This window comes from Desulfosarcina sp., from assembly GCF_041551955.1.
Taxonomy (GTDB): domain Bacteria; phylum Desulfobacterota; class Desulfobacteria; order Desulfobacterales; family Desulfosarcinaceae; genus Desulfosarcina.
In genome coordinates this window covers 1-2,052 of sequence record NZ_JBFELV010000609.1, presented here as the reverse complement: position 1 = coordinate 2,052, position 2,052 = coordinate 1, and the positions used below count along the sequence as shown (strand labels likewise).

Below are 2,052 nucleotides of genomic sequence, written 5' to 3'. Positions count from 1 at the left end.
TCCCTGGGCCATCGAAAGCAAATGCATGACGCGCGTTTCCATCGTTATGGCAAAGGTACCGGGATTTTTCACCTGGCCGATCACAAAGGCGTTGAGACTGTTAATTTGCTTTAATATGACCGCCACCGATGCATCCGGGACGTATTCTGAGAGCTTCTTCTTGATCGCTACTCGAATCTCGGGAACGGACATGCTGGCCACGTTTACATCGCCGACCAGGGGAAAAGAGAGGATGCCGTCCGGGGGAACGATCAATTCACGGCTGAGGGTATCGTCCCGCCAGACCGAAATTTCCAGCACATCCCCAGGGCCGATATAGTAAGGCTGGGCATGAACCACCGAGCCAATAGCCAGTGCGACCAAAATAACGAAACAAAACCGTTTATGTCTTTTCAGCATGACTCCCCCTCTGAGCTGCGCTTATGTTTGAACCATGTATACCATCGTATGATGGGTTGAGCAATTATTGTCCCACACGATGATCCATCAATTTCCCAAAAACCCTTAAGCGATGTAGAGAACAGACAGGGCCACCTTGGTGGTCAGGGTAAAAACTGCCGCCGAAATCATAAAATTTAATGATTTCCTGCGCAGCTCACCGATCAAAACTTCATAACTATAATATAGTATAACTGTTTTTACTGCAACGAGACCCAAGAGATGACCTTGCATCGATACGTTAGGGAGATTGGGGATCAACAAAATGACAAAAATGACCAAAAAATCAAGCGTCGAACTCTTAAACCCCTTTGACCTGCGCGTCAGCTTCATCGTCAGGAAAACAGATACCAGAAGCAGCAAGTACAAAGCGTTATAAAGACCGATGAGCAAAGGGTTGAGATTTGAATAGAGACCCAGATCACAATTGTAGACCATAAATGGCGTGAATAGGTATAGCGCTATTTTGGCGAATCTATTGAGCAGCGCTTTGTTTAGAAACCACGCCAGGAGCAATACCAGAATAAAGCTGACAGAAAGGACATAATAGATGCGGCTGTCGAGTGGATGAAAGAGCGCATTGAATATCAACAGCGCCGGCACTCCGATCTTTACGATCCCAAAGGAAAACTTAATGATCTGCCCACGATCCTTCAGCGGCTTTAACCTGATCTTGGTCGTGTTTAAAAATCGATCGCGGTTAATGCGATATTCGGTTTTTTGGGATAAACGAAACGCGCCCACCACGGCACCGGCAAAGCAGAGATAGGCGGCAAGCAACATCCAATCATTTGATCCATGGTAGACAATAGCAATTAAAGTGAGCAGGGACTGGGCCAGATAGATGGTCAGTACCGCCTCGGTGTGGTAGAGGCCGATCCCCATCAATTGATGGTGGAAATGGTTTCTGTCCGCAGCAAAGGGTGACCGCCCCTTTGCCATGCGCCGGGTCATCACGGTGAGCGTATCCAATATGGGAATGCCAAAGATGATCAGCGGCGTAATTACACTGATGGTGGGAGACTGCTGGGCCAATTTGATGGAAAGCACAATTCCAGCGAAACCAAGCAGTTGGCTACCCGCGTCTCCCATAAACAGCTGCGCGGGATAACTGTTGAACCTCAAAAAGCCGAGCACGCTCCCGCCGACCGCAATGGCAATCATTACCGTTGCCCAGTCCTCCTGCATTACGCCTAAATATCCGATACACAGGAATATCAGCAGCGCAATACCTCCGGCCAATCCGTCGAGGCCATCGGAAAGATTAGTTGCATTGGTAACGCCGACAATCACAAACACGGTCAGGGGTATCGAGGCCCAATCCGGAAGAACGGCGCCGGAGAACCAGAGACTGCCTAAATCACTGATCTTGATACCACCGACAAGCGTGACGATGAGGGCACCCATCGTCTGACCCAATAATTTAGTATTTGGCTTGAGGTCTTTAATGTCATCGGCCAAACCGAAAAACATAAGGATCAGTCCACCAACCAGGAACCCCTTGACAAAATAGGTCTTGGGCAACCACAGCAGAATCGGCACGCTTGCACCGATGGCCATGGCCATGCCCCCACACCTGGGCATTACATGTTCATGCACTTTGCGCTCACCTGG

Annotated in this window: 2 protein-coding genes; both read right to left on the bottom strand. The window is 49.2% G+C overall.

What is annotated here, in order from left to right; all coding sequences use genetic code 11:
* Positions 1 to 399 (bottom strand): polysaccharide biosynthesis/export family protein (locus ABYV26_RS24780; RefSeq protein ID WP_372684022.1); only part of this gene is annotated, 399 nt, incomplete at its 3' end.
* A gap of 105 nt (positions 400 to 504) precedes the next feature.
* On the bottom strand, positions 505 to 2,052 hold a 1,548-nt coding region (locus ABYV26_RS24775), incomplete at its 5' end, for an MraY family glycosyltransferase (RefSeq protein ID WP_372684021.1).